The sequence below is a fragment of the Pedococcus bigeumensis genome (genome assembly GCF_039531795.1).
Lineage (GTDB): Bacteria > Actinomycetota > Actinomycetes > Actinomycetales > Dermatophilaceae > Pedococcus > Pedococcus bigeumensis.
Map to the genome: position 1 here is coordinate 930,437 of NZ_BAAAQS010000001.1, position 26,829 is coordinate 957,265.

Annotated in this window: 28 protein-coding genes and 1 pseudogene; 18 read left to right on the plus strand and 11 right to left on the minus strand. The window is 70.6% G+C overall.

From position 1 onward, the window contains the following. Positions 1-141 precede the first annotated feature (141 nt). Both ABD262_RS04505 and ABD262_RS04510 read left to right on the plus strand, forming a co-directional pair. Entirely contained in the window at positions 142-1,041 is a 900-nt protein-coding gene (locus tag ABD262_RS04505; protein WP_344131787.1) for a hypothetical protein, read from the plus strand. Between the two features lie 92 nt (positions 1,042-1,133). Then, positions 1,134-2,144, plus strand: a complete 1,011-nt coding sequence (locus ABD262_RS04510) for an aldo/keto reductase family protein (protein ID WP_344131790.1) — start codon at positions 1,134-1,136, stop codon at positions 2,142-2,144. A gap of 188 nt (positions 2,145-2,332) precedes the next feature. Here ABD262_RS04510 and ABD262_RS04515 read toward each other — a convergent pair whose 3' ends face one another. Continuing rightward, positions 2,333-3,115 carry a response regulator gene (locus tag ABD262_RS04515; protein WP_344131793.1) on the minus strand — a complete coding sequence of 261 codons (783 nt, stop codon included), beginning with the start codon at positions 3,113-3,115 and terminating at the stop codon, positions 2,333-2,335. Next, a complete protein-coding gene (locus ABD262_RS04520) occupies positions 3,112-4,260 on the minus strand; it encodes a sensor histidine kinase (protein WP_344131796.1) in 1,149 nt (382 codons plus the stop codon). Before ABD262_RS04520 ends, ABD262_RS04515 begins: the two co-directional genes overlap by 4 nt. Before the next feature lie 177 nt (positions 4,261-4,437). Here ABD262_RS04520 and ABD262_RS04525 point away from each other — a divergent pair, with 177 nt between their 5' ends. The 5 genes and pseudogenes from ABD262_RS04525 to ABD262_RS04540 all read left to right on the plus strand — a co-directional run bounded on the left by ABD262_RS04525 (position 4,438) and on the right by ABD262_RS04540 (position 9,315). After that, the gene (locus tag ABD262_RS04525; protein ID WP_344131799.1) at positions 4,438-5,076 is read left to right on the plus strand and encodes a hypothetical protein; all 639 of its coding nucleotides are present in this window, start codon (positions 4,438-4,440) and stop codon (positions 5,074-5,076) included. 336 nt (positions 5,077-5,412) lie between these two features. Continuing rightward, positions 5,413-6,792: an HNH endonuclease signature motif containing protein gene (locus ABD262_RS04530; RefSeq protein WP_344131802.1), complete on the plus strand. Its 1,380-nt coding sequence runs from the start codon at positions 5,413-5,415 to the stop codon at positions 6,790-6,792. Positions 6,793-7,282: 490 nt separating this feature from the next. Then, positions 7,283-7,519 (plus strand): annotated as a pseudogene (locus tag ABD262_RS19600) (nuclease-related domain-containing protein); the annotation flags it as partial. A gap of 624 nt (positions 7,520-8,143) precedes the next feature. Next, on the plus strand, positions 8,144-8,605 hold the full coding sequence (locus ABD262_RS04535; protein ID WP_344131805.1) for a hypothetical protein: 462 nt from the start codon (positions 8,144-8,146) through the stop codon (positions 8,603-8,605). Positions 8,606-8,817: 212 nt separating this feature from the next. Beyond that, the gene (locus ABD262_RS04540) at positions 8,818-9,315 is read left to right on the plus strand and encodes an excalibur calcium-binding domain-containing protein (protein ID WP_344131808.1); all 498 of its coding nucleotides are present in this window, start codon (positions 8,818-8,820) and stop codon (positions 9,313-9,315) included. Between the two features lie 102 nt (positions 9,316-9,417). Here the strand turns inward: ABD262_RS04540 and sigJ are convergent, their stop codons facing one another. From sigJ to ABD262_RS04555, 3 genes are all read right to left on the minus strand, one after another. After that, positions 9,418-10,359, minus strand: a complete 942-nt coding sequence (sigJ, locus tag ABD262_RS04545) for an RNA polymerase sigma factor SigJ (protein ID WP_344131811.1) — start codon at positions 10,357-10,359, stop codon at positions 9,418-9,420. Then, the gene (locus ABD262_RS04550; RefSeq protein ID WP_344131814.1) at positions 10,356-11,309 is read right to left on the minus strand and encodes an NAD-dependent epimerase/dehydratase family protein; all 954 of its coding nucleotides are present in this window, start codon (positions 11,307-11,309) and stop codon (positions 10,356-10,358) included. Before ABD262_RS04550 ends, sigJ begins: the two co-directional genes overlap by 4 nt. Positions 11,310-11,386: 77 nt before the next feature. Next, entirely contained in the window at positions 11,387-11,734 is a 348-nt protein-coding gene (locus ABD262_RS04555; protein WP_344131817.1) for a MerR family transcriptional regulator, read from the minus strand. A gap of 126 nt (positions 11,735-11,860) precedes the next feature. On the opposite strand from ABD262_RS04555, the gene ABD262_RS04560 reads away from it, so the two are divergent. Then, the gene (locus ABD262_RS04560) at positions 11,861-12,283 is read left to right on the plus strand and encodes an Hsp20/alpha crystallin family protein (RefSeq protein ID WP_344131820.1); all 423 of its coding nucleotides are present in this window, start codon (positions 11,861-11,863) and stop codon (positions 12,281-12,283) included. A 257-nt stretch (positions 12,284-12,540) separates the two neighbouring features. On the opposite strand, the gene ABD262_RS04565 is transcribed toward ABD262_RS04560, so the two are convergent. Then, positions 12,541-14,004 (minus strand): MFS transporter, encoded by a 1,464-nt coding sequence (locus ABD262_RS04565; protein ID WP_344131823.1) that lies wholly within the window; start codon positions 14,002-14,004, stop codon positions 12,541-12,543. A 63-nt stretch (positions 14,005-14,067) separates the two neighbouring features. Here ABD262_RS04565 and ABD262_RS04570 point away from each other — a divergent pair, with 63 nt between their 5' ends. The 3 genes from ABD262_RS04570 to ABD262_RS04580 all read left to right on the plus strand — a co-directional run bounded on the left by ABD262_RS04570 (position 14,068) and on the right by ABD262_RS04580 (position 15,905). Next, complete coding sequence (locus tag ABD262_RS04570) at positions 14,068-14,940, plus strand: LysR substrate-binding domain-containing protein (RefSeq protein WP_344134519.1); 873 nt, start codon at positions 14,068-14,070, stop codon at positions 14,938-14,940. A 174-nt stretch (positions 14,941-15,114) separates the two neighbouring features. After that, a complete protein-coding gene (locus ABD262_RS04575; RefSeq protein ID WP_344131826.1) occupies positions 15,115-15,540 on the plus strand; it encodes an SRPBCC family protein in 426 nt (141 codons plus the stop codon). Positions 15,541-15,626: 86 nt separating this feature from the next. After that, entirely contained in the window at positions 15,627-15,905 is a 279-nt protein-coding gene (locus ABD262_RS04580) for a hypothetical protein (protein WP_344131829.1), read from the plus strand. Positions 15,906-15,926: 21 nt separating this feature from the next. On the opposite strand, the gene ABD262_RS04585 is transcribed toward ABD262_RS04580, so the two are convergent. Further along, a complete protein-coding gene (locus tag ABD262_RS04585) occupies positions 15,927-16,961 on the minus strand; it encodes a hypothetical protein (protein ID WP_344131831.1) in 1,035 nt (344 codons plus the stop codon). Positions 16,962-17,116: 155 nt separating this feature from the next. Then, complete coding sequence (locus tag ABD262_RS04590; protein ID WP_344131834.1) at positions 17,117-17,449, minus strand: TfoX/Sxy family protein; 333 nt, start codon at positions 17,447-17,449, stop codon at positions 17,117-17,119. A 120-nt stretch (positions 17,450-17,569) separates the two neighbouring features. On the opposite strand from ABD262_RS04590, the gene ABD262_RS04595 reads away from it, so the two are divergent. Together ABD262_RS04595 and ABD262_RS04600 are read left to right on the plus strand one after the other, a co-directional pair. Continuing rightward, complete coding sequence (locus tag ABD262_RS04595) at positions 17,570-18,184, plus strand: DUF6318 family protein (RefSeq protein WP_344131837.1); 615 nt, start codon at positions 17,570-17,572, stop codon at positions 18,182-18,184. A gap of 416 nt (positions 18,185-18,600) precedes the next feature. Continuing rightward, complete coding sequence (locus ABD262_RS04600) at positions 18,601-19,062, plus strand: hypothetical protein (protein ID WP_344131840.1); 462 nt, start codon at positions 18,601-18,603, stop codon at positions 19,060-19,062. A gap of 60 nt (positions 19,063-19,122) precedes the next feature. Here ABD262_RS04600 and ABD262_RS04605 read toward each other — a convergent pair whose 3' ends face one another. Continuing rightward, positions 19,123-19,347 (minus strand): hypothetical protein, encoded by a 225-nt coding sequence (locus ABD262_RS04605; protein WP_344131843.1) that lies wholly within the window; start codon positions 19,345-19,347, stop codon positions 19,123-19,125. Between the two features lie 150 nt (positions 19,348-19,497). Continuing rightward, on the minus strand, positions 19,498-19,797 hold the full coding sequence (locus ABD262_RS04610) for a hypothetical protein (RefSeq protein WP_344131845.1): 300 nt from the start codon (positions 19,795-19,797) through the stop codon (positions 19,498-19,500). A gap of 131 nt (positions 19,798-19,928) precedes the next feature. On the opposite strand from ABD262_RS04610, the gene ABD262_RS04615 reads away from it, so the two are divergent. The 3 genes from ABD262_RS04615 (at position 19,929) to ABD262_RS04625 (ending at position 21,591) form a co-directional block, all read left to right on the plus strand. Continuing rightward, complete coding sequence (locus ABD262_RS04615; RefSeq protein WP_344131848.1) at positions 19,929-20,849, plus strand: GNAT family N-acetyltransferase; 921 nt, start codon at positions 19,929-19,931, stop codon at positions 20,847-20,849. 38 nt (positions 20,850-20,887) lie between these two features. Next, complete coding sequence (locus ABD262_RS04620; RefSeq protein ID WP_344131851.1) at positions 20,888-21,316, plus strand: hypothetical protein; 429 nt, start codon at positions 20,888-20,890, stop codon at positions 21,314-21,316. 71 nt (positions 21,317-21,387) lie between these two features. Beyond that, positions 21,388-21,591, plus strand: coding sequence for a DUF4177 domain-containing protein (locus ABD262_RS04625; RefSeq protein ID WP_344131854.1), 204 nt, complete (start codon positions 21,388-21,390; stop codon positions 21,589-21,591). Between the two features lie 107 nt (positions 21,592-21,698). Here the strand turns inward: ABD262_RS04625 and ABD262_RS04630 are convergent, their stop codons facing one another. Further along, positions 21,699-22,574 (minus strand): TetR/AcrR family transcriptional regulator, encoded by an 876-nt coding sequence (locus ABD262_RS04630; protein ID WP_344131857.1) that lies wholly within the window; start codon positions 22,572-22,574, stop codon positions 21,699-21,701. Between the two features lie 168 nt (positions 22,575-22,742). On the opposite strand from ABD262_RS04630, the gene ABD262_RS04635 reads away from it, so the two are divergent. Next, positions 22,743-24,998 (plus strand): MMPL family transporter, encoded by a 2,256-nt coding sequence (locus tag ABD262_RS04635; protein ID WP_344131860.1) that lies wholly within the window; start codon positions 22,743-22,745, stop codon positions 24,996-24,998. Between the two features lie 176 nt (positions 24,999-25,174). Then, on the plus strand, positions 25,175-26,761 hold the full coding sequence (locus ABD262_RS04640) for a hypothetical protein (RefSeq protein WP_344131863.1): 1,587 nt from the start codon (positions 25,175-25,177) through the stop codon (positions 26,759-26,761). The last annotated feature ends 68 nt before the right edge of the window (positions 26,762-26,829 follow it).

Sequence of the window (26,829 nt, forward strand, 5' to 3'; positions counted from 1 at the left end):
AGGATCGCTCGCGGGCGAGCGCGACGGCCCGCCCAGCAGGGCTTCATGGGCGGGCGGTAGTCCATTTCGTCACGGTCTGCGGCGAAACATGCCCGTTGTGGGCCGCTCGCGGCTAGCCTCACGGGGAGTTTTCGGTGCTTGATGAGTCGATGGGGGGTCGGGAAGTCCATGCCCGACGAGAAGAAGTACGTGTTCATGTCCGTGAAGGCGATTCGTGGGCGCGAGGCCACCAAGATCGCGGAGCACCAGAACCGCGGGTGGGAGCTGGTCGACCAGAGCCGCGGCGTGGTGCAGACCACCCTTAACTTCCGTCGTGAGCGACCGACGATGTTCGGCAGCAAGGCCTGGGCGGCCTTCCGGGAGCTCGACACGAAGACGCAGCTCCGCGTGGGTGTGGGTGCCGCCGGCCTGGTTGTCGCGCTCGTGCTCGCCGGTGTGATCGCAAGCGTCCTCGGTGGCAATGACGAGCTCGCGGAGGCCTCTGCAGCTCAGACGGCAACTCGGACGGCGACTGAGCGCCCGACTGGGACCCAAACGCCCACAGCGGCGGTGACCAGCCAATCGGCCTCGGCGACCTCTGCCCCCAGCCCGTCGAAGACCTCGAAGCCGTACGTCTACACGGGACCTCGCTATCAGGTCGTCACCATCGACGAGGACGTCTCCAACGCCCACCTCAACCAGTACTGGGTCTACACCAAGGACTTCGACTACTCGAAGAGCGGCTTCCGCAAGCAGGTCAAGGCGATCATCACGGACGTCGCGCACCGCGAAGGCAGTGACAAGGTGATTGTCAACGTCGTGACCGACAAGGAGATCATCGCGGCCGAGTCCAACGCGACGATCAAGTCATTCATGGACGAGAAGGGCATGGACTACTTCACATCGGTCATCGCACCGAAGGAGAAGACCGACTGGGTCGCCATGTACGTGGGGGGCTTCGACGGCAACGAGGCCAAGCCCAGCGACGCCGATGACGCATTCGAGATCTCCTGGCTCGCTGAGAAGATCGAAGGTGTCGAGAAGTGGAAGCCTCGACTCTGACTCCTCCCGATGGTGCCCAGGTATGGCCACCGTCATCTCGCCCACAGGCCCCCCATGCGGCGGGTGTCAGGCGCTCGACATACGGTTGAAGCATGGACTATCGATACCTGGGCAACAGCGGACTCAAGATCTCCGAGATCACCTACGGCAACTGGCTCACGCACGGATCGCAGGTGGAGAACGACGTCGCCGCGCAGTGCGTGGCCGCCGCGCTCGACGCGGGCATCAGCACGTTCGACACCGCCGACGTCTACGCCAACACCAAGGCTGAGACCGTGCTCGGCGAGGCACTCAAGGGCGAGCGGCGCGAGAGCCTGGAGATCTTCACCAAGGTCTACTGGCCGACCGGCCCCGGCGGAAAGAACGACACCGGCCTGTCGCGCAAGCACATCATGGAGTCGATCAACGGCTCGCTGCAGCGCCTCCAGACCGACTACGTCGACCTCTACCAGGCGCACCGCTACGACACGGAGACGCCGCTTGAGGAGACCATGACGGCGTTCGCCGACGTCGTTCGTCAGGGCAAGGCGCTCTACATCGGCGTCAGCGAGTGGACTGCTGACCAGATCCGCGAGGGCGTGAAGCTCGCCAAGGAGCTCAACATCCAGCTCATCTCCAGCCAGCCGCAGTACTCCATGCTGTGGCGCGTCATCGAGGACGAGGTCGTCCCGACGTCTCGCGAGCTCGGGGTGAGCCAGATCGTCTGGAGCCCCATCGCTCAGGGTGTGCTGACCGGCAAGTACCAGCCCGGCCAGAAGCCGCCGGAGGGTTCGCGCGCCGCAGACGAGAAGGGCGGCGCCGACATGATCAGCCGCTTCATGAACGACGACGTACTCACCCGTGTGCAGGGCCTCAAGCCGATCGCCGACGAGGTCGGCCTGACCATGGCGCAGCTCGCCGTCGCCTGGGTGCTCCAGAACGACAACGTCGCCGCTGCGCTCGTCGGCGCCTCGCGTCCCGAGCAGGTGCACGAGAACGTCAAGGCTGCCGGCGTGAAGCTCGAGCCGGAGCTGATGGCGAAGATCGACGACGTCCTCGGTGACATCGTCGAGCGTGACCCGGGCAAGACCAAGGAGACGGCGCCGCAGAAGCGCGTCGCCTAACGCTCCTCGCCCGACAACCCAGGGGTATGCCGCGTGGTTCCCACGCGGCATACCCCTCGTTGGTGGGCCGAGGCCGGTGGGCCGTGGCGGTGGGCCCTGGCCGGTGGGCCGAGGCCGGTGGGCCGAGGCCGGTGGGCCGTGGCGGTAGGCCCTGGCCGGTGGGCCGGGGCGGTAGGCGATGAGGCGGTCTACTGCGGTGCCGGTGGGCCGGCGCTGGTCACGAGCCCCGTCTCGTAGGCGTAGATGACGGCCTGCACCCGGTCGCGCAGGCCGAGCTTCATCAGCACCCGGCCGACGTGGGTCTTCACCGTCGTCTCGGAGACGAACAGCTGCTCGGCCAGCTCGGCGTTGGTGAGCCCGCGGGCGAGCAGCGTCAGCGTCTCGAGCTCGCGGCGGGTCAGGGAGGCCAATCGGTCCCGAGCCTCGCCGTCCACCCCGCGAGGCCGCGCCAGGTAGGACTCGATCATCCGCCGGGTCACCGTGGGCGCCAGCAGGGAGTCGCCCGCGTGCACCGCCCTGATCCCGGCCACGAGCAGCTCCGGCTGCACGTCCTTGAGCAGGAAGCCGCTGGCGCCCACCCGCAGCGCCTCGTAGACGTAGGCGTCCATGTCGAACGTCGTGAGCATGACCACGCGCGTCCCCGTCGACCCCTCGGCCAAGAGGCGCTTGGTCGCCGCGATGCCGTCGAGTCCCGGCATCCGCACGTCCATGAGCACCACGTCGGGTCGGAGCGCGGCCACCTGCGCGACCGCCTGCGCGCCATCGGCGGCTTCGCCGACCACGCGCAGGTCGGGCTCGATCTCGAGGATCATCCGGAACCCGGCCCGCACCAGCGCCTGGTCATCGACGATGAGGACCCCGATGGTGTCGGTCGACGGCCCCGACGCCTCGGATGACCCCGACGCCCGGGACGCCCTCGGCGCCCCCGACGCCCCCGACGCCCCCGACGCCTCGGGCGTTGTCGAGCTCATGCCGACTCCAGCGGCAGGGTGGCGACCAGTTCGAAGCCACCCTCCGGGCGCACCCGTGCGACCAGCGAACCGCCGTACACCGCAACGCGTTCGCGCATCCCGAGCAGCCCGCTGCCTGCCTCGGGGGAGTGCGTGGCGCCCGTGGTGGGCTGCCCGTCATCGCGCACCGCGAGCTGGATCCGCTCGGCGCCGTAGTCGATGACCACCGCTGCGCTGCGCGGGCTCCGGGCGTGGCGGAGGGTGTTCGTCAGGCCTTCCTGCACCAGGCGGTAGGCGGTGAGGTCCAGCCCCGGAGCGAGGGCCTGCACCGGGCCGTTCACCTGGAGGTCGACCGGCAGGCCGGCGGTGCGGAACTTGTCGGCGAGGCGGTCCAGCTGGTCGAGGCCGGGCGGCGGCTCCAGCTGGGTCTCGTCACCCGCCTGGCGGAGCACCCCCACCATCCGACGCATCTCGGCCAAGGCTTCGCGGCCGACTGCCTCAACGGTTTCCAGGGCCTGTCGCTCGGCCGCCTGCTCGGGGGTGAGCCGCCGCCGCACCGCCGAGGCCTGGACCGTCATGACACTGACGCTGTGTCCGATGACGTCGTGCAGCTCGCGGGCGATGCGGTTGCGCTCCTCCGCGACAGCCTGGGAGGCCAGCGCACGGCGGTTCGCCCTCCGCTGCTCGGTGTTCAGGGCCGTGAGCCGGACCACTGCGCCGACCAGCAAGGCGATCACGGTGGGTGACAGCCAGACGAGCGTGAGCAGTCGCTCCCGCAGGGTGGCATGCTCGCCGGCCGGGTCAAGGCTCGACCAGGAAGCCCAGAAGGCTGCCGCCACCACGAGTCCCCACCACGTGCGTCGGGACGGCAGCCACCGCCCCACGGTGTACGTGGCGATCAACATCGGCAGCATCACGCCGTTTCCCTCCGGCGCCCCGACCATCGCGAACTCGACGGTGCTGGCGACGAGGATGGCGGCCTGGCACGCGAGGGGGTTCACGCGGCGACCCGCGAGGAGGACTGCGGTCACGGCATACAGGAGGGCCTGGGCCCACAACGGTCCCTGGCGGTGGGTCGAGGTGAACCCCCACCACGCCTCGAGCTGTCCGAGGACGCCGACCACCATCGCGACGGTGATGTCGAACGCCACGTTCCTGCGCGTCACGAACCGAAGGTACGCCCGCGCGGACGCTCGCACGTCCTCCTTGCGGAGGATGCGGGAGTCCTGCTGGCGGACCCCGTGATCTCGTGCCCGGGCAGGACGACGTGGAGGTCGGCGCGTTCCTACCGTCGTTGAGGTCGTCACCACCACGGCGTCGACACCACCACTCGGGGAGGAACCATGGACACCATTCCACGCAGCGCCGGCATCGGGCTCTTGGTCTACGCGGTCGGCACCACTGTCGGCTTCGCAGGGGCGGGCGGCCCGGGAGGCGACTACGAGCCGGACATCGTCGCCGGCTACGTCGACCCGAGCCACTACGCGACGTCACTCGGCTTCTGGTATCTCGGCGCGCTCGCCGCGCTGGGCCTGCTCGCGTTCGGACACGGCCTGCGCCGGCTGGGCGGCGTCGTGGGGGAGACGGCGTGGGGGCTGTCCGTGGCCGGCGCAGCGATCAGCGTGGTGGGGGCCTTCGTCGGAGGGGGTCTGGTCGTGGCCCTGGCCGAGGGAGGTGACGCCGTCCGGCAAGGCGTGCCGCACCCCGTGATCTACACGATCAGCGAGATCGGCAACCTGCTGGCGCTGTGCGGGCCGGCGTTCTTCGTCGGGGTCGTGGCGATCGTGCTGGCGGCTCGCGCCGGGCTGTCGCGGTGGTTGGCCGTCTTCTCGGTCGTCGCGGGCCTCTGCGGGATCCTGTTGCCGTTCTACTTCACGATCCCGGTCTACCTGGTGTGGGCGCTCGTCTTCGGCGGCCGGCTGGCGCGCGGGTCCCGTCGCACCGAGGGCGCGGACGTCGTCCTGAGCACCACCCCCGCCTGACCCGCCTGGAGGGGGAGGGTATGCCGCGCGGTCACCGCGCGGCATACCTCGCGTCTGTAGGTGCTCGGCTGGGTTTCGTCGATCTGCTGTGGTCGTGTCGAGGGAAGGGTCGCGGCCGTCGAGGTCAAGGGTCGAGGCCGTCGCGGGCACGGTCAGCTGACCGGGTCTTCCTGTGGACAGGGATGCCGATCTGGCGCCGTATCGGTGCCGTGTCGCACCACTGGTTCACTGGGGTCACATGCTGTCGCGCAGCGCGCGAATGTGGTTGCGATGCAAGGGGATTCGGAGTTGTTGTGTCGCCTTCGACTGTCGGTGGTCGCATCTACTGTTGTCTCCATGGCACTCGCACTCGACGCGGCACCCGGGGGACTCGGTCCCGACCGGCCGGTGCTCGGTGCCGTCCAGTGCGCGCGCGAGACCTTGGCCGGTGCGCGGCCCGAGCGACTGTGGGCGTTGTCCGATGCCGAGGTCGAGGACGCGCTGACCACCCTGGGTCAGCTGCACGCGAGCGTCGAGGCCCACCTGGTGGCCGTCGTGAGTGAGGGCCGGGCGCGAGGGCTCGGGGTGGGGGCGGGGTGGGGCCCACAGGACTGGTCTCGGATGCTCGCGCCCGGCCTGAGCACCCGCCTGCTGGCCGACCTGGACACCATTGCCGCAGCCGCCGGGGAGCGGCGTCTGGACGAGGTGCGGGAGGCGGTCGCGGCCGGGGCGGACCCAGAGGCGACCGACGCACTGCCGGTGACCAAGGCGGCGATGCTCACGCGGTTCCACCGCGGGGTGCGGGCCCTGGCCGAGCCGCAGCATCTCGAGGATGCGACCGCCGAGCTCCTCCGGGGTGCCCGAGGCCATGACGGCATGCCCGAGAAGACGCTGGCGGTCGCGCTCCGACGGACGGGCGACCTGCTGCGACCTGACCGACTCGTGGAGCACGAGGCGGAGGTCCGCCGGGCTCATCGGTCGTTGGACAAAGCCAAGGGGCCGTTGGGGATGTGGCGCTACACCCTGCTGCTCGACGACGAGGGCGCCGCGATCGTGGACAGCGCCGTCGACGCGTTGGCCAGGCCGCAGAAGGATCCCGAGACCGGCGACTTCGACCCGCGCACGCCGGGGGCCAGGCGTGCGGACGCGTTGGTCGAGCTGGTGCGGCGCGCGGTGAGCGCCCCGGACGGCGTGCCGCGTCAGGCCAAGACCAGCCTCGTGGTCACGATCAAGCTCGACGAGCTCCAGCAGATGTGTCGCGGGGCCGGCCTCACGCTCGGAGGTGAGCCGCTGTCCATCGAGACCGTGCGGCGGCTTGCGTGCGACGCCCAGGTCGTCCCGGCGGTGCTCGGCACCCACGGCGAGATCCTCGAGCAGGGCCGGGCCGAGCGGTTGTTCAACCGGGCGCAGATCCGCCACCTGTGGCTGCGAGATCGACACTGCACGTTCCCGGGCTGCATCAAACCCGCGACCTGGTGCGACGCGCACCACCTCCTCCACTGGGCCGATGGCGGTCCCACTGACACCAGCCACGGTGCGCTCCTGTGCCAGCGGCATCACACGGTGGTGCACGCCAACCGCTACGCGGGCGAGGTCGTCGAAGGACTCAACGGTCCGTTCGTGAAGTGGGACCTCGCCCCAGGGTCCTACGACGTCCAGCTCGCGCAGTGGCGTAGCGGCCAGCCTCCCGGCCTGCCCGGGCTGGGTGACCACGATGACGGGCCGCCGCCACCATGACCCCGCTCCACACCCCACCCCGGCGAGTGGGGCGCGAAGCATGTCCGGACCCGCGCCGGGGCCAGTGCCGCGGGGCAGGGACGGGCCAAGGACAGGCGAGGGACAGGCCTAGGGCCGGGGCCAGGAACGGGGCCAGGAACGGGGCCAGGAACGGGGCCAGGAACGGGGCCAGGAACGGGGCCAGGAACGGGGCCAGGAACGGGGCCAGGAACGGGGCCAGGAACGGGGCCAGGAACGGGGCCAGGAACGTGGCCAGGAACGGGGCCAGGAACGGGGCCAGGAACGGGGCCAGGAACGGGGCCAGGAACGGGGCATGACCATTTCGACGGTGAGGGGACGGCCCCGACGAGTGGGCGGCAGGGTGGGTCTGGGTCTCGATGGTCCGAAAGGGTAAATCTGCACCAAACCGGCCATGTGTGCCAGTGCGGCGTTGCATCATCTGCGGGTGGGGAACGCGGGGGAAAGCGCTGACGAGCATGCCAAGCGCCTGATGGACGAGGCTGGCGCCTGGGCAGCGGGCGCCGAGGGGGAGCGCCGGGTCGCGGCAGCGCTCGAAGACCTACCGGAGACGTGGGTCGTGGTCCATGACCGGCTTCTGCGACCGGGGCGGTCGGAGGCGAACCTCGACCACATCGCCATCGGTCCGGCTGGGGTCTACCTGGTCGATGCGAAGAACCGTACGGGCGTCGTGACCGAACATGAGGGCGGACTGTTCCAACATCGCACCCGTGATGGAGTCCGAGAGACGGTCAGCCTCGCGTTGGAGCTGAAGAAGGTCCACGGGATGGCCGCGTACATGGCTGCCGAGTGCGACGCTGCAGTGGTCCCGGTGCTGTGCCTCGCGGGCAGTCGGGCGCAGGACTTCGGTGAGCCACAGCTGGTCCGCGGCGTCTGGGTGGTCCCTGTGACGGCCCTGTCGAGATGGTTGCGGTCACGTGACGTGACGATTCCCTCGGAACGTCTCGCGCCGCTCGCGACCAAGGTGATCACGGAGTTCCCCTCGACGACAACCGACGTCGCTCTTCTGTATGCCATGGCTGGTGCCAGGGGCAGTCATAGGACTTTTCGATCTCGACTTCCCGGCGTCCAAGCACCCCGCTCCCGAGCTCCACGATCCTCCACTCCTCGACCCGCTCTTCGACCACGGGCGCCACGCCGCGGACCAGGATTCGCCTCGCTGGTGGGGCGGCTGCTGGTGTTCTGCATCGGCGTGGCCTTGGTACTCGCTCTGTTGCCACGCCTGCCAGGCGTCTTGACCAGGCTGCTCGAGGTTCCATCCGGAGGTGCAAACGCATCGCCCTCGGCCGCGCCGCTGGGGACTGGCTCACCCACAGCGGTGCCTTCGGGCGCGGTGAGGAAGGGCACGGCCACGAAGCGGGCCGTGGGGGCCGCGCCGGCCGCGCCGCTGGGTCCACCCGACTGCTCGGACGCCACCGCAGCGGAGATCGGTGCGGTCATCCATCGCCCCGTCAAGCCGATCGCCACGAGGCAAGGCTGCGCCTGGGGCACGCGTTTGGATGACGCGACTACCGAGCTCGTGAGCATCGTCCTGACAGAGGACCACGCTGCCTACGACCTCGAGCTCACCACTTCGGTCAAGCAGAAGCGGGTCGTCTACGGCGGCGCGTTCGACACCACCTATCGGCCGGCCACCAAGGCCGCCGTGGCGTCAGGTCAGTGGATCGTGCGGGGGGCCAAGCCGGTCCGGGCGAGGGCAGACACGGTCGTGGTGGTCGCGACGACCAAGCTCGGAGTGTCCGACGAAGAAGCCCGCGCGATGGCCGTGGCCATCGCCGCCGCCGCCAACCAATGACACCAGCCCGGCCGGAGCCGGGCAACCCGCGGATCCATCGGACGGTTCGTGTGGGAAGCGCCCCGGACCTTCGTCATGCAAGTGGGCCGCCGCACGCAGGGTTGGCAGGCTCGCGTAGTCCGTTCGGTCACCAGATGTCGGACTTGGTTCAGCTTGATCACGGCGCAGGTAGCGTCGCGCGGACCAACCGACGAATCACAGGGACAGGGACCATGACTCGACGGCTCGCGACGGCGTTCGTGTGTGCACTCGGTATCTCGATGCTGGGTGCGTGTGGCAACCCCACGGCCGGCGACAACCGCCCGGTCGCCCTGGTGGACGTGCAGTCGTCGGCTTCCGCCTCGACGTCTCCGGATGCTGCCAGAGCCGCAGCTGCTGCCGCTGCGAAGGCAGCGGCAGCGAAGGCCAAGGCTGCCGCAGACGCGAAGGCGAAGGCTGCAGCTGCCGCCAAGGCCAAGGCCAAGGCCGTGGCCGTGGCGAAGGCCAAGGCTGCCGCAACCGCGAAGGCGAAGGCGGCGGCAGCGGCAGCGGCTGCCGCCGAGGAGGCTGCGGCCGAGGAGGCTGCGGCGGCTGCTGCCGAGCCTGTGTACGTGTACTTCGAGAACTGCGACGCGGCTCGTGCTGCAGGTGCCGCGCCCGTCCGGACCGGCGACCCCGGCTACTCGCGCAAGCTCGACCGTGACGGCGACGGTGTGGGCTGCGAGTCCTGATCGTCTTCGCTGTCGCTGCGTCGGGGGCGACGGACTCGCGCCCGTGACTGGCTCGGTATGCCGGGCGATGACCCCGCGGCATACCGAGCCTGTGGTGGTGGCTCAGCGCGCGGACTGGATGATCGCCACCACGTCACCGACCTCGCCGAGGTGGGAGAGCTTGTCGGGGTTGACGATGGAACGGATGCCGGTGATCTCGCCGTCGGTGATGTCGAGCGACCACACGCCGAGCACGCGGTCCTGGTCGTCGACGTAGATCGCGCCGGGACCACCGTTGACCTCGACGGGTCGCATCGACACCTGCGGGAATCGCGCCAGTGCCCGCAGCCAGTTGGTGAGGGTGTGCGCGACCCGACTGCGTCCGCGCAGCGAACGGGCGAGCGCGGGCACCTTGCCGCCTCCGTCGCCGGTCAGCTCCACGTCATGGGCGAGAAGTGACTCGAGCGCGGCGAGGTCGCCGTCGCGGGCGGCAGCGAAGAACCGGGACGCCAGCTCACGCTGCTGCTCGCGCGTGGTGGTGAACCGCGGGCGGCGAGACTTGACCTGCTGCCGCGCGCGGCTGGCGAGCTGGCGCACGTTGTCCTCCGCCTTGCCCACGATGTCGGTGATCTCCGGGTAGCCGTAGCCGAAGACGTCGTGCAGGAGCAGCACGGCGCGTTGTTCGGGGGAGAGGCTCTCGAGCAGCACCAGCATCGCCAGCGACAGTGAGTCGGCGGTCTCGGCGTGCCGCGCCGGGTCGTCGGGAGAGTCCGAACCGTCGGTGATGATCGGCTCGGGCAGCCACTCGCCGACGTAGCGCTCGCGGCGAGCGCGCGCCGACTTCAGCTCGTTGATCGCCAGGCGTGTCGTGACGGTCGCGACGAACGCCCGCGGCGACGCGATCTCGTCGCCGGCGTCGAGCGACTGGTGCACGCGCAGGAGCGCCTCCTGCACGACGTCCTCAGCCTCCGAGACGCTGCCGAGCATCCGGTACGCGATCGCGAACGACGTCGGACGCAGCGCGTCGAGCAGCTCCTCACGGTCAGTCAGGCGGCCGTCGGTCACGTCCGCACCCGTTCGGCAGCCGTCAGCTCGGCGAACCCCTGCCGCCAGCTCGGGTGGGCCGGCTCCCAGCCGAGCTCACGCCTGGCCTTGGCGTTCGAAGCGCCCCGCAGCCCGGTCATCATCGCCACTCCGACCTCCCCGGTCAGCAACCGCCCCACGAACCGCGGCACGCGCATCGGCTCCTTCGCCCCCAACGTACGCGCCAGGACGGGCAGCCACTCGGCCACCTCCGCAGGCTCGTCGTCGACCACGTTGTACACCCCACGACGTCCGTGGTCGATCGCCGCGACGGTCGCCTCGGCAGCGTCGGCGATGTGGATGAACGACCAGACCCCGCCGCCGTCGCCGACGACCGGGAACTTGCGCTGTCGCACGGCGGCGGTCTGCTCGCCGTCCGGGCCGAGCGAGGTGCCGGGACCATAGAAACCGCCGTACCGCAGCACGATCCCCTCGGTCCAGGTGGCCGCGAGGACCGCGTCCTCGACGTGCTTGATGGCTGCGACCGTCTGGCGCATCTCCCTGGCGGCCCCCACGCCGAACGAGTCCTCCTCGCTCTTCACGGGCCCGCCGACGCGTTCGTATGCCGCGAAGAAGCTCTGCGCGACGAAGCGCTGCACGCCGACGGCCTGACCGGCTGAGAGCAGGTGGTCCGTGCCTTCCTGTCGCAGCCGGTTCGTCATTGCGAACGCCCGGTCGAAGTGGCGCAGGTCCAGCGGCCCGATCGAGGTCAGCTGGTGGACGATCACCTCCGGCTGCGCGCGACCGACGGCCTCGGCCACCTGGTCGGCATCGAGCGCGTCGGCCACGACCGGCTCGGCGCCCAGCTCGCGGATGAGCTGCTGCTTCGATGCACTCCGCGTCATGCCGGTCACCTCGTGGCCGGCTCGCACCAGCTGGGGCACGAGCTGCTGGCCGATTGCTCCGGTCGCTCCTGCGACGAACACCTTCATGGTTCTGCCTCGTCTTCCGTCGTCTCGATGTTTCACCTGTACCAACCCAGACAAGGCAGGTGACGCGGCTGTGACAGCTAGGGAGTGTCGTTCTGGCGTCGCAGCCGGGTGTTGTCCTCCCGCAGGGCACTGTTGCGACGGCGCAGGCCGAGGTTCTGGCTGCTCAGGTCGGCGTTGTCGTCCTGCAGGTCGAGCACCATGGCCACGGCGGCGAGGGTGACCCCCGACTCGACCAGCTCGCTGATCCGCGTGATGCGGGCCAGGTCTGCGTCGCTGTAGCGGCGGGTCCCGCCTTCCGTCCGCGCCGGGGTCACCAGCCCCTTGTCCTCGTACAGCCGGAGGGTGGGCGCGGGCAGGCCGGCGAGCTCGGCAGCCACGGAGATGGGGTAGAGCGGACGGTCGCTGGGGCGGGCGGGCTCACTCATCGTGGTGCCATCCACGGACTTGACAAAGCGACGACACGAGACTTACAAAATCTATAGCCCATGGCTGAGATTCTACGGATCCAGACCAGGGAAGGAAATAGGCCCTCATCCTTGGAGGTGGTTGTGATGCTCATGCGGACTGACCAGTTCCGCGAGCTGGACCAGCTGGCCCAGCAGGTCCTCGGGACGATGGCTCGTCCCACGGTGATGCCCATGGACGCCTGGCGACAGGGCGACACCTTCGTCGTCGAGTTCGACCTGCCGGGCGTGGACCCCGGCTCGATCGACCTCGATGTCGAGCGCAATGTCCTCACCGTCAAGGCCGAGCGCGCGCGCCTCGACGACGACGTCGACACCATCGCCACAGAGCGGCAGCGCGGCGTCTTCAGCCGGCAGCTGTTCCTGGGAGACACCCTCGACGTCGACCGAGTGGAGGCGTCGTACGTCGACGGCGTGCTCAGGCTGACGATCCCGGTGGCCGAGCAGGCCAAGCCCCGCAAGATCGAGATCAGCTCGGGCGACCGACGCCAGCACGCGATCTCGGCCTGACACCGCGCCGCCCAGCTGTCCCCGTCGACCCCGCCGCTCCGGGAGACCGCTCCCGGAGGCGCTGTCGGCAGGTGGGCTCAGTCGTGAGCCCGCCGGGTCGACGGGGACTGCCCGTCGCCCGACGCACGACCAACCCCCGCGCCGACCGTGGCGTGGCGCGGGGTGGCGTGCCTGCGTCGGGCGTCGGGCGTCGGGCGTCGGGCGTCGGCGTTGGGCCGTCAGGGTGGGCCCGTCAGGTGTTGGGCGAGCTGTGACGGCTACGGGCGGGGCAGCAAGGACGGGCGGGGGAGGTGGATCGCCACCGAGGTGAGGCCGAGCCTCAGCGATGCCGCCTTGGCCAGGTGGCGGCACACCAGGAGGGTGACCACCGCCGGGACCGCCCCCGACGCGAGCAGCGCAGTGCGGGCGCCGTAGGTCTCCGCCAACCACCCGACCACCGGCCCGCCCACCGCCCCGCTGCCGATGAAGACGAGCAGGTAGAGCCCGACCACGCGACCACGCAGGTGGTCGACGGCAGCAAGCTGGACCAGCGACTGGGCCGAGGTGAGGAAGCCCAGGTTGGCGGCGCCGACCGCGACCAGGAGCACCGTGAAGAACTCCTGTCCCGGTGCGGCAGCCGCGACGAGCAGGGCGGCGGCCAGGGTGGACCCGGCCACCCCGACCGTGCGCAGCCGCGGCTGGTGCCGACGCCGGGCCGTGGTCAGGGCACCGGCCAGGGCGCCGAGGGCCACGACGCCGTTGAGCAGGCCCAGCCCCGACGCGCCGGAGTGGAAGACGTCCTTGGCGTACGCGGCGAGCGTCACGGGCAGGCTGATCGTGAAGAAGCCGAAGGCGCCGACCATGACGACGGGCCACAGGACGCTCGGCGTGTGCACGGCATACGAGAGCCCGGCCCGGACCCCGGGCGCGCGAGCACCGTCGCCGCGACGCGAGGCGGCCGCCAGGCGAGCGGCGCGGACCTCCGCCCGAGTGGGCGTGCCGCGCATGCAGAGCATCGCGACGACGGGGCCCACGAAGGACACGGCATTGACGACGAACGCCCAGCCAGCACCGACCGTGCTCATCAGCAGCCCGCCGAGGACCGGCCCGGCCATCGCCCCGATCTGGAAGGTGCAGGAGACGAGACTGATGGCGTTCGCGAGCTGGGGGCCGTCGACCACCTCGGACACGAAGGACTGACGCACCGGGTTGTCGAGCGCCGCGACCGTCCCGAGGACCGCGGCGAGCAGGAACACGTGCCAGACCTCGACCCGGCCGCTCAGCGTCAGCACGGCGAGGGCCGTCGCCGTCAACATCATCGAGACCTGGGTCGCGAGGAGCAGCTGTCGCTTGGGCAGGCGGTCGGCCAACAGGCCGGCGTGCAGCCCGAACACGAGGGTGGGCGCAAACTGGAATGCCGTCACCACCCCGACGGCCGTGGGGCTGTCGGTCATGGTCAGGACGAGCCAGTCCTGGGCGATTCGCTGGACCCAGCCGCCGGTGCCCGAGACCAACAGGCCCGAGAGCAGCAACCGGAAGTTCCGGTTGGCCAGGGAAGGGAAGGTGCGTGAAAAGTGTTGGGGGAGTAGGGGAGTAGAGATACGGACTGAGGCGGCGTCGGTGGAGCTCAAGGGTCGTCCTGGGAAGGTGGCGTCGTGGTCGGGTGGAGTCGGAGAGTGCAATCGTGAAAGGTGGACAGGGTCCAGTCTCGCCCGGTCGACGGCGAACCGCAGTATTCTCATCCAGAATCAGTCCTATAAGTGTCATGCAGCATCACAATGACCAACTCTGGAGGGACCCGAGCCGTGTACGACCCCGAGCTGCTGCGGACGTTCGTCGCCGTCGCCCAGTCACTGAGCTTCACCCGGGCCGGTGAGACGCTCGGGCTGCGCCAGCCGACGGTCAGCCAGCACGTGCGTCGGCTCGAGGACGCCGTGGGGCGGCCGCTGCTCGTCCGTGACACCCGCAGCGTCGCCCTGACGTCCGACGGTGAGGCGATGGCGGCGTTCGCGCGCGACATCCTCGCCGCGCAGGAGCGGGCCGTCGGTTACTTCACCGGCTCACACCTTCAGGGCCGGCTGCGGTTCGGGGTCACCGACGACCTCGCGCTCACGCCCCTGCCGCGGATCCTGCGCGACTTCCGCCAGCTCTACCCCCGGATCGACCTCGAGCTCGCGGTGCTCCAGAACGACGGCCTGGTCCGCCGGATCGAGTCCGGCCACCTCGACGTCGCCTTCGTCAAGCGAGGCGCGGACGCGCCACGGACCACTCGCGGGCAGCTCGTGCGGCGTGACCAGCTGGTCTGGTGTGGCATCAGCTCGACCCGGATCGAGCCCGAACAGCCTGTCCCGCTCGTCGTCTACCAAGCGCCGAGTCTCAGCCGTGCGGTCAGCGTGCAGGCCCTGGAGAAGGTCGGCCGGCGCAGCCGGATCACGTGCACCGTCAGGGGCGTCAACGGCGTCCTCGCAGCAGTGCGCGCGGGGCTCGGGGTCACCGTGATGGCGCGCACCCTCATGCCCGCCGACCTGATGGAGCTGCCGTCCACCGTCGGCCTGCCGAAGCTGCCGCACCTCGACCTCGTCCTGCTCACCAACCGCAGCGCCCCCGCCGAGCCGGCCAAGGCCCTGACCTCCGCCATCCTCGCCAGCGGCGCGCCGCTCACCACCGTCACCGGCTGAGCCGCCGGCGCGAGGTATGCCGCGTGGTGGCCACGCGGCATACCCAGGTCGACCGTGCGGCGCGCTCAAGTCGAGGGCCCGTGGGGGTTGCCGAGCGACGCCCCCACGCGGTCGACTGTCTGGGTGTGGGTCACGCCCACCCGGGGCGCGACCAGCTCGGACGGAGGTCTGCACATGAGCAGTGAGGTCGACACGCTTCCCGACGACGACGTCGACGACCTGGAGGCGGGCGTCCACGCCAGCCACGCGGTCACCGCGACGCCCGCCCAGGTATGGCAGCACCTGGTCAGTCCCGCCGGCACCGAGGCGCTCCTCGGCGACGGGGCCCGGATCGGCAACAAGGGCGAGCCGTGGCGCGCGTCCGACGGTTCCTACGGTGTGGTGCGCAGCATCCATCCGGTCGAGCAGGTGCGGGTCACCTGGCACCCCCACGACGACGGACCGCTGAGCATGCTCGACGTCCAGCTCCATCCCGACGGCGACACGACGCGCGTGGAGGTCTACCACGAGGGCCGTGGCATCGCCGGCGACCCGCGGGGCGACAAGGCGCACTGGGACGAGGCCCTCGGCCGGTTCGTCGGAGGGCTGCCGGGCGCGTGACCTCAGTCTGACCCGATCATCCGCGCGAGGGCGTTCTCCATCGATCGACGGAGGCGCATCTCGTCCGGCAGGAGCACCATCAGGCCATGGGTGACGTGGACAGGATCGACTCCGGGGACACCTGGGTGATCTACGAGGGACCGCCGTTCGTCGATCCGACGATCGGGCGGCACGGGTCGTTCGTGGACATCTGCCTGTCGCTCAACGACGCCGAGCTCGTGCAGCTCTGCGGCTACTGGGAGTGGCGCGCCGACCTGGCGGCCAGGGACATCGACCGGTGGTGGTGCTGGACCGTCGTCCGGTTCGGCCGGCGGCTGCTCGCCAACTCGGGCGGGACCCACCAGCGTCGCCACCAGCCGCACTGACCGGGAGCACCCTGGTGACTCTCAGGGCGAGTCCGGCGTGAGGTCGTAGGGGCAGCCACCCGAGCCGAGCTTGGCCAGGCCCGCGAGGTCGCCCTTCCCGAACTCCGTGGCCGTGCCGTTCGAGGCGACCATGACCTGCGTCGGGTTGTCCACGTGGGTCAGGCCGACGAGGTGGGCCAGCTCGTGCATGACCACGGCGCGGGCCTGCGCGTGCCCGTTGGGACGTCGCAGGATCTGGGCGAGCTGCGGCCCGTCGAGGTCGACCGAACCGCCGACGTAGCGCTCCTGGTCGAGGCTGTTCGCGAACCGGTGCACCGGCCCACCCAGTCCCACGACGGAACCCTCCAGGCCGGGCACGACTTCGGGCGTGGTCCAGGCGACGAGCACAGGTGCCCGAGCACTGCCCGGCAGGCCGTTGGCCAGGTCGCGGGCGCTCTTGGCGGGTCTCGGGACCTGCGTGGTCGGGCCGGCGATGTGCAGGTGCAGCCCGCTCGCGGAGTTGACCCGTTCGACGGCCTCGGCCAGCAGGGTGTCGGAACCTTCGGGGGCGGCAGCGCTGTTCACGACCAGCTCGATCGTCAGGCACGGGTCCCACGTCACCGGCGCCCCGCGGGAGTTCGTGTTCATGAAGACGTAGGCAGTCGGGTCGTCGAGCGCCCGGGTCGCGTTGCCAGGGACCAGACCGACGGCACGGAACACGACCGCGGCACCCACCAGTGCGACCACGAGGGCGGCGATGAGCAGGGTGGTGAGCGTGCGCGGCGTGCCGGAGCGTCGAGGGGCGAGCGCGGGAGGCGCCCAGGCGTCGGGGTGGTTGGGTGGGTTGTGGGCGGGAAAGTCGGCGGGGTAGGGGGCGGGGGCCGGAGCGGGTCGCAGCGGACGGCGCTGGAGCACCTGCGGTCGGCCGGCCCGCCGGTCCGCGAGGCAGTGCAGGCAGATGACCTCGTCCCGCGCAGGATCGAACCCGGCGCGCTCGCCGACGCCCATCTGCTCGCCACACCGGCACACCGAGCCGTCCGGCACCGAGACCACCACGATCCCGTCGCTGTCACCCACCCCGCCAGCTCCTCGTCCCGGCCCTAGGCCGCTCTCGTCCCCGGACTCGAGGACCCGAGGATTCTGGACCGACAGCCGCGGTCGGTATGCCGCTTCCGTGCACCTTCGTCCGAACGGCCGACAGCCCGCCGTCGTGGCCCGTCGGCCGGGCCGTCCTACTTGTGGGGCAGGGTGCGGGCGTACTCCACGCTGCGCTCGACCCACTCGCGCAGCTCGTCGTCGTCCTCGAAGCCCGCCTCGTCGACGCGCAGCCATCCCTTCATCGGCTTCCCGCGCATCTCGAACGGGCGCACCGACTCGCGCTCGAGCAGCTGCTCCGCCTCGTCCTCGTCGAGCCGCACCATCAACCCGCCCTTGCTGCTCGCGGCGACAGACATGTTGCCGTTGACCAGGAAGGCCAGCCCGCCGAACATCGCCTTCTCGGTCACGTCGAGGTCCCCGACCACCAGGTCGCGGATCCGTTGTGCCACCCGCTCGTCATACGCCATGCCGTCATTGTGACCGCGCTCGGGCCTCCAGGGCTGTGGACAGCGGGGCTGAGGATGCGCCAGTTTGCCTACACTGACGTGCGTTCGAGTCGACTGAGTGGTCGGAGGGGGAGTCCACGAGTGAGTTCCAAGCACGGGTATGCCGCCGCGCTCAGCCTGGTGGTCGGGTGCGGGTTGGGTGCGCTGACGGCCTGTACCGGCGGGGCAGCCGACCCGCCCACGAGGCCCACGGAGACGACGTCGACGGCCGCCGCGACGACCACCTCGCCACCGACCCCGGCGAAGTCCGCATCGAGCCCCGCCACCGCGACCGCCACCACCGCGGTGCAGATCCCCGAAGCCGCCCGAGCCCACACCAAAGCCGGAGCCGAAGCCTTCGTGAAGTACTACATGGACCAAGCGAACAGGGCATGGGTTGAGCCGAATGCAACGCTGCTGCCCGCGTTGAGTGACTCGGGGTGTCTCTCCTGCAAGTCCATTCAACAGACCGCGGCCGCGCTAGTCCGCGATGGTCAGCACTACGTCAGTGACCCAGTCACGGTCACACGAGTCGCCGCCTTTGGAAGGGCACCCAAGGGGCAGCAGTACGTGCGCCTGCTGATGATCCAACACAAGGTCGAGGTCGTCGACTCCACGGGCAAGGTGGTCTCGACCGATCCGAGAGAGTCTTTGGCCCGCACCGCCGGAGTGATCTGGGAGGGGACTTCATGGCGAATGTACGGAATCGCTGGCTAGCTGCTGTCTCCCTTGCGGTGTTACCGCTTTCGCTAGCTGATCCGGCTCAAGCGGCGGGAGACATTGGGGGTTCGACGACGAGCGATGGCGCCAGACTGAATTGGCTGGATCGTCAGGGCCTACACGCAATCAAAACGCACTCAGCGGCGCGGCCAGTCGACGCCTCAGTCCGCTTCGAATACGCATCGGTCGCGGACTGCGGCAACAACAACCCGGATTCGGCCAACCCTGACGACCAGTGCAGGGACGCAGCCTTGGCGTGTGCTGGGAACACTGCCGCACAAGGGCTGGGACCGAGTGTTCGCCTGTTTCGACGCACTGTCGACGCCGCCGGGAAGCCGACTGGGCCGTGGGTCCAGTACGGCATCACCTGCTTCCCGGAGGACGCACCCGGCCCGTCCCGGCCGAGGGTGACCATGGCCATGGTGCTCGCCGCCTTCCACGACACGGACTTCGCCAAGCCCACCCTCGCCGTGGAACCGCGCGGCAACGTCACCCTGGTCACGCTGCCCACCTACTTCCAGACGGGCTGGCCCGAGCGCGGCTACCAACCGGGAGAGGTCGACCAGGTCGACCCGGCGCGGATGGCCGGGTTCCGCGTCGAGATCCGGCCGCAGGTCAAGTCCATCACCTACGACTACGGCGACGGCTCCACAAGCGGTGCCACCACGTCCCTCGGCGGTCCGTTCCCGGCCGGCGACGTCACCAAGACCTACTCGCGTGCCGGCGAGTTCAGCGTGCGGGCCGATGTCACCTACTCCGCCGAGTTCCGGGTCAACGGTGGGCAGTGGATCGACATCCCGGGCGAGGTCACCATCCGGGGGACGGCCGAGACCCTCACCGTCAAGACGGCCCGTGCCCGCCTGGTGGCCGACTAGGTTGGCGAGGCGCAGGATCGCGAGGTCAGTCCCAGACCCGCCGGGTTCCGGCGGTCGGGTTCAGACGGACAGCGGCCGGAGCTCGCCGTCGAGGGTGCCCATCAGCACGATGGCGCGCAGCCGGGCGAGGAGCTGGTTCGCGTTGTCCTCCACGCGGGCGCTGTGCTGGATCGCTGCGTCACCGGTGCAGGTGCGGTGCACGCCCTGAGTCAGGGAGGTTCCGCAGGCACACATCGGGAGCTGCGCACCGTGGGTGCGGTCGGGGGTGACGAGGGGGCTGTCCACGGAGAGCACGCTATGAGCGGTTTCCGGCGATCAGCCTCGCAACCGCGGGTACCCCCTCCGTTCGACCGAGGCGAAGCTGACCGAACAGGGTGAGCCCGGGGGCATCTTCGTCGGCTGGACCAGCCTCCAGAAGAGCGAAACAACGGCTGATCAGCGCTTTTGCATGGCCCATGCCAGCCGGATGGCGGTCCGGATCGCGTCGGCATCGCCGTCGAGGTCGGCCTGGACCTTCATGTGCTTCTCCCACCGCGGCGGTAACCCGAACGTGTCCGGGTGCTCGTCGAGGAGCCGTTCGCGGTCCTCGAACCCCACCCGCACCAGCACCGTCCCCGGCTCGTCCTGCCGGACCACGAGCCGGTCGTCGACGTACCACGCGACCCTCCCCGGGTGGCCCTTGCGTTTGCACCCGGCCAGGGAGGTCGCGAACTCGTCGATCTCGTCGAGCGTCACCGTCGGCACGCTAGCGCGAACGACCGACGGCGGCAGCAGCGAATGAGCCAGGCGCCGCGAGCAGGACCTTCGAGGCGCAGCCTCCCAACCCGACGCTTGCCGGCTCACTGCGTCGGGACGACGATGGGAAGGTGGCGGGGAGGGGCGACGTGCACGTGCGCGAGGCGACCAAGGAGGACGTGCCTGCGCTCATCGACCTGACCGCACGACGGACCCCGCACTACGAGCGGTGGTGGGTCTCCACCGTCTTCGAGGGCAACGTGGAGGTCCACGCGGCTCCGATGCTCTTCGAGGCCGGCACGTTCGTGGGCTACGGCACGGCGACCCATCGGTCGGGAGCCCCGGAGCACCAGCGCACGGTGCAGGTCTTCGTGGACCGCGCGGCATCCGGCCGGGGCCTCGGCTCCGACCTCCTCGCCCGGTGCCTGGCGGCCCTCCCCGACAGCACCACCGAGGCCTGGACGAAGGTGCACGACGACGACCCGGAGTCGCTGGCCGTGGCGCAGCACTGGGGTTATGAGGTGATGCAGCGCTCGATCAGCTCACGCGTCGACCTGGCGGGCGCGACCCCTCCGCAACCCCCACTCGGCGTGACGCTCGAGGACTGTGACGGGCTCGAGTTCGACGGTGCGGACGCGGTCGCCTTCGACGCGATGCTGACCGCCAGCCAGACCAACCCCGAGGCCGAGACCAGCCACGTGCTGACCCGCGAGGAGATGCAGCACTGGACAGACCCGGGGGAGACCCCGGTCGCCTGCCTCGCCCGGGTCGACGGTCGTCCCGCCGCACTCGCCTTCGCGATCGTGCTCAGGTCGACCGGCGAGGGCGGGGTCGCCTACACCGGGGTCGACCCGGCCTACCGGGGCAGTGGGCTGGGCCGCCTCGTGAAGGAGCAGCTGCACGCCCGCGCCGCCCAGCTGGGGATCGCCTGGCTGGGGACCGAGAACGAAGAGCACAACGCCGGCATCCGCCACGTCAACCAGCAGCTGGGGTACGTGAAGACGCACGGCGTCTACCGCATGCGGCGAGTGCTCCGGGGTGGCTGGGGATAACTTCCGGACGTGGGCGCCGGGTGCGGCAGCATCGGACCATGAGCTACCACGACCTGCCGCCGGACGCCCGCTCGATTCCGTTGACGGACAACGTCATCCAAGGCGATGTCATCGACCTGATCCTCGACCTCGACCAGCGTCGTGGTGGCGCCCTGGCCCTCATGCTGTGCGACCGGGCCGACCGCGGCGTGCAGCCGATCGTGCTCTCCGACCTGCCACCGGACGCGCCGGCGACCGAGCTGCGCAGCCTCCTCGACCTCTTGCTGCCGATGGTCGGGGAGGACGGTGGTGCGGTGCTGGTCGGGCGGGGTCGGCGGCGCGGGTTGATGCCCACCGACAACGACCGGGCCTGGCACCAGGAGACCATCGAGTCGTGCGGACGCCACGGGGTGCGGCTGCTCGGCTTCTACCTCGCGTCGCCCGACGGTGTGGAGGCCCTCCCGACCCCGCTGACCAGGGCCAGCTGAGCGAAGCTCGCCGACCCCAACCTCGACCCCGAACCCGACCCGGGAACGGCGCGGGGCTCTAGGCTGCGGCCATGTACGAGTACAAGGTGGTCCAGGTCCGCGAAGGCCTGATCGGCGGCAAGATGTCGGCGGACAAGCTGGAGAAGGTCCTCAACGAGTGGGCCGAGAAGGGCTGGCAGGTGAAGTCCGTGACGGCCGTCGAGGTGAAGGGCCGGATCGGGCCGGGTGGCACCGAGGGCGTGCTCGTGACGTTCGAGCGCCAGCGCCCCGCCTGACCGAACTTCTCGGCCGTTCCCTCTCACCGGGGAGCCGGCGCCTCGGGAAGAGAGGGTCGGGCAGGATTCGTCGGCAAGGATCTGTCGGCAGGGATTCTGTCGGGAAGTCAGGCCGAGGCGGGGACCCGCTCCGCCTCGGCCCGCGCGACGGCCTGCAGGCGGGGCCACTCGTCGCTGATGTTGAGGTCGGCGCCGATGTCGAGCATGGTCGCCGTGAACAGCGCGCCGGTCGCGATCATCCCCGGGTGCACGTGCCCGAACACCTCGAGCGTCACCGTGCCGTAGAGCCTGGCCCAGGCCCGCTCGAACATCCACACCATGCCCGGGGTCGGCGATCCCAGGCCCTGGGTGACCTCGTCCGGCTTGAGCTCGCTGCGCAGGATCTCCAGCAGGGCCGGGTCGAGCTCGTCGTCAGTGGGGACCGAGAACTGGTACTTGACCCACAGCCGTCCGAAGATCTCGCTGAAGAACGCCGCGAACAGGTGGACTCCCGAGTCGTCGGGCAGGCAGTCGGCCAGCGAGCTGGCCCCGCCGGTTGTCGCCTTGGCCGTGGTCGTGGTAGTCGTCGTGGTCGTCCCGGTCGGAGCGGTCGTGAGCTTGGTCGACTTGGCCGCCTCGTCGGAGTGCATCGGCTCGCCCGACGCGAAGACCATCTGGAACTCGGTCCGGTTGCGCAGGGCCCACGCGCGGAACGCCGCCGACGCCGCCACGACCTGCGCTGCCGGGTCGTCGGGCGCCTGGTCGTCACGAGCCACCGTCATGGCCGCGACCACGTCCTCGAAGATCGAGCGCGCGACGAGGGCGAGCAGCTCGGCGTGGCTGTCGACGTAGCGGTAGAGCGCCGGGGGAGTCAGCCCCATCTCCTGCGCCACGGCGCGGATCGAGACGTCCTCGCCGGCGCGCAGCAACCGACGCGACACGTCGACGATCTCGTCGAACGTCGCCTGGCGCTGGCGCTCACGCCGTGTCGGAACCGCCGTCATGGGCTCTCTGCTCCTCGTCGAAGGGGGCTCGGATGGGTGTCACGCAGAGTTAACCACGAACCCTTGGCTGAACCCTTGACAAGTTAGTTTACACCCATCACTGTTACTGCCGTAAACAACCGTGATGTGCAGTAGCAAGGACGTGGTTCGAATGAAGGCGTGGTTGGCATGAAGACGTGGGGTCAGTTCGTGGCGCGATGGTCCTGGGCCGTCCTCCTGGGTGGCCTGGCCGTGGTGCTGGTCGCCGCGGCATACGGGATCGGGGTGTTCGGCAGCCTCTCCAACGGCGGGTTCGACGACCCCGCCACCGACTCGGCGAAGGAGCTGGCTCTCGAGCAGGCGACCTTCCCCGGCCGTGAGACCGACCTGGTGGTGGTCTACTCCAGCCCGACCCTGAAGGTGCAGGACGCCGCCTTCCAGAAGGCCGTGACCGACACCCTGGCCGCCCTGCCCGCGTCCGACGTCGCGGGGGCGGTCACCTGGTACGCCACCCAGTCGCCCGGGCTGGTCAGCACCGACGGCCACGCCACCCGCGTGGTCCTGACGCTCGCCGGCACCACCCAGGACGCGAAGAGCGACAACTGGGACGCCGTCAAGGACGACCTGTCCGCGCCCGGCCTCAGCACCAGCGTCGGCGGGCGCTGGGCGGTCTTCGGCGACGTCAACGAGCAGGTGTCCGCAGACATCGCCCGCGCCGAGTCGATCTCGCTGCCGATCGTGTTCCTGCTCAGCCTGCTCATCTTCGGCAGCCTCGTCTCGGCCCTCATGCCGACCCTGGTCGGGGGGATCGCCGTGATGGGCGCCTTCGCCGTGGTGCGGCTGATCACCGGGGTCACCGACGTGTCGATCTTCTCGATCAACGTCATCACCCTGCTCGGCATGGGGTTGGCGATCGACTACGCGCTCTTCGTCGTCAGCAGGTTCCGGGAGGAGCTCGCGGTCGCGCCGGACACCTCCCGGGAGAGCGTGCGCGCCGCAGTGGTCCGCACCATGACCACCGCCGGGCGGACCGTCCTCTTCTCGGGGCTGATCGTGGCCGCCTCGCTGGCCTCGCTGCTGCTGTTCCCGCAGAACTTCCTGCGTTCGATGGGCTACGGCGGCATGGCCGCGGTGCTCGTGGCGATGGTCGCGGCGCTGACCGTGCTCCCGGCGCTGCTCGGCGTGCTCGGTCCGCGCATCGAGCTCGGTCGTATGCCGTGGCGCCGCGGCTCGCGGGCCCGGGTCGCCGATGCCAGCACCCCGGACGCGCTGCACGGGTCCGACCACGAGGTCGTGCACGGTGCGTGGGCCCGGGTGGCGCACAGCGTCATGCGCCGGCCGGTGGCCTACCTCGTCGTCATCGTCCTCGGGCTCCTCGCGCTCGGCAGCCCGTTCCTCGGGGCGACGTGGGGAAGCGTGGACGAGCGGGTCCTGCCGGTCAGCTCGCCCAGCCGCCAGGCGGCCGACCTCCAGGCCGAGCTGTTCGGTGGGGAGACCTCCACCGCGTCGATCATGCTGCGTGGGGCGGACGAGACGGCCACGGCTGCCTACGTGGCCCGCTTGCAGGGGGTCGACGGCGTCACCCAGGCACAGGCCGTGGTCAGCAAGGCCGTCGACGGCACCCGGCTCACGCTGGTGCAGGCGACCTGGCGGGGCAACTCCCAGACCTCGGCCAGCCAGGACGTCGTGCGCGGTCTCCGGGCCGTCGAGACCCCGCCGGGCAGCACCGCACTCGTGGGCGGACCCACGGCCGACGCCGTCGACCTGATCGGCTCGATCGGCGACCGCCTGCCCTGGATGGCCCTGGCCGTGGCGGTGGTCATGCTCGTCCTGCTCTTCGTCGCCTTCGGGTCGGTCGTGCTGCCCCTCAAGGCGATCGTGATGAACGCGGTGTCGATCACGGCGTCGTTCGGAGTCGTCACGTGGATCTTCCAGGAGGGCCACCTGTCCGGGCTGCTCGGCTTCACCTCGCCCGGCTACCTCGACGTGACCCAGCCGATCCTCATGCTGGCGATCCTGTTCGGGCTGTCGATGGACTACGAGGTATTCCTGCTCAGCCGGGTCCGGGAGGAGTGGGACCGCACCGGTGACAACACCCGGGCCGTCGCCGCGGGAGTGCAGCGGTCGGGCCGCATCATCACCAGCGCCGCCCTGCTGCTGGCCGTCGTGATCGGCGGGTTCGCGACGAGCGGGATCATCTTCGTCAAGATGATCGGGGTCGGCATGCTCGTCGCCGTCCTGCTCGACGCCACCGTGGTGCGTGCGCTGCTCGTGCCCGCCACGATGCGGCTGCTGGGCCGGGCCAACTGGTACGCACCCGCTCCGCTCGCCCGCTGGTGGGACCGGCACGGACACCGCGAGCACCCTGCGGCCGCACCCGTGGGCGCCCGGCCGGCCCCGGAGCTGGCCCCGGAGCTGGCCCCGGAGCTGGCACCGGCTCCCTGACGAGCCGCGGGCCTGCAGCCCGACCCTCCGGAACCAGCCGCGCGACCGACCACCCGGACGGTCGCGCGGCTGTTCCGGTGAGGTCGGGTTGAGCACGATATCCACCGATTGACGGAGACCCGACTCGGGCCGAAAGTATGAGGGGGTTCGGTGCCGTTCGCCTCGATACTGGAAGCGTGCTGGGTACCGACTTCGCGCGAACCATGCGCGCCGCCCAAGCCGGCGAGGAAGATGCCTTCGTCCGGCTGTGGCGTGATGCCAACCCGGCGATGGTCCGCTACCTGCGGGTGGTCGGGCACGACGACCCGTACGACGAGGCCTGTGAAGGCTGGGTCACCGTCGTCCGAGGGCTCCCCGGTTTCACCGGCGACGAGACCGACTGGCGGGTCTGGGTGCTGGCCTGTGCCCGCCAGCGCGCCGAGGAGAGCACCCTGCGCCGCACCTGGGGCGCGGCGACGGGCTACGAAGGCTTCCAGGTCGAGGGTGACGGCGAGATCGACCTCGAGGAGGTCCTCGAACCCGAGGACGCCGAGGACCCCACCCACCGAGGGATCTCCGAGACCCTCGCGGCCCTGCGCGGCCTTCCCCTAGGACAAGGAGAAGTCGTGGTGCTACGTCTCGGCGCCGAGCTGCCGACGGGCGCAGTGGCGACCGTGGTCGGGATCGACGAGGACAGCGTCGAGCGCGCCGAGGCCAGGGCGCTCGAGCGCCTGGGCGTCGGGGCCGAGCTGGTCTCCTGGTCACTGGCCGCTGCGCCGATGCGCGCCGAGCTAGCGGACGAGAACGTCGCGGTCGGTGCGTTCCGCGCCGTGCTGGCCAGGGTCCGCGCCGACAAGGTCAAGGTCGTCGCGATCGGGACCGGCAGTCGTCGCAGCAGCTCACGTCAGGCAGCCGCACGCCAGACCTACCCGAGCCTGGTGCTGGTCGACTCCCGGAGCACGTCGCGGGGGGCATCCCGCAGCCCCAAGGGGTCGGTCTCCACGGACCGGTGGGCGCCCAGCACCGTCGACACGCGCAACCGCGCAGGGGCCCGGGGGGCCAAGGTCGCGGGCCGGTCCCGCACCGCCGCGCTGACCGTGACCGCGCTGTCGCTGTCCCTGGCCTCCATCGGCGGGTTCAGCGCCGCGGCCTACGTCGGCGTCCTCCCGGCCCCGGTGCAGCAAGTCATGCACGACGCAGTCGGCGCGCCCGCCCCCGGTGCCCGTGACGCAGGGTCCTCCTCCACGCGCCGCCAGCCGGTGACGTCACCCACCGCCGGGATCGGCCCCGCGGCCACGAACCGCGCCGCCGCCGGGCTCTGTCGCGCGTGGTCGACGGACAAGGCCAAGGGGACCGCGCGCGACCGCTCGGTCGCCTTCCAGAGCCTGTCGTCGGCCGCCGGTGGCCCGGACAAGGTCTCGGCCTACTGCGCGACGGCCCTCGCCTCCCAGCCGTCCCACGGCGCACCGACCGCGTCGGTCGGCACCAAGCCGGCCACGCCCGGACCCGGACGGGGCACCGGCAAGCCCACCGACAAGGGCACCGGCAAGCCGACGGACAGGGGCACCGGCAAGCCTGCTGGCACGACCAGCACGAAGGCCTCGTCCAGCACCCACACGCCGCAGGGGAACCCGGCCACCCCCGCGAAGCCCACCGCGTCGCCGAAGGGCCAGCCGACATCGCAGGCCACCGCGCCCGGCCACGCGTCCCCGACGTCCAAGGGCCACACCTCGGGCTCCGGCACGGGGAACGGGAACAGCCAGGGCAGCCCGAGCGGCGGCTAGGGTCCCGGCACCTGGAGCTGGCGTCCTGCTGGCGCACTGCTGACCCCCTGCTGGCGCACTGCTGACTC